The sequence below is a fragment of the Brevundimonas sp. UBA7664 genome, assembly GCF_002483305.1.
Classification (GTDB): Bacteria; Pseudomonadota; Alphaproteobacteria; order Caulobacterales; family Caulobacteraceae; genus Brevundimonas.
In genome coordinates, this window is sequence record NZ_DLHQ01000009.1 from 253 (window position 1) to 501 (window position 249).

General features: G+C 67.5%; 1 pseudogene. It reads right to left on the minus strand.

Going from position 1 to position 249, the window contains the following annotated elements:
* A pseudogene (locus tag B2742_RS01830) lies at nucleotides 1-249 on the minus strand (biopolymer transporter ExbD); the annotation flags it as partial.

Consider the following 249-nt stretch of genomic DNA (forward strand, 5'->3'; position numbering starts at 1 on the left):
TCGTAGGTGACGTCGGGCTGGGCGCGGACGAAGACGCGCTCGTCGGTGCAGTGGTCTCCGCCGACGGCGGCGCAGACGTCCACGGCCAGGGTCTCCATGGTCGTGGCCTTGTCGGCGATGAACAGATCGCCCGACGTCTGGATCGTGACGTAGACCGGCTCCTTCGGTTCACTGAGGCCCGGGATGGGAGGCGGCAGGTCCAGCTTCAGCGATACGGTGGCCAGGGGCGCGGCGACCATGAAGATGATC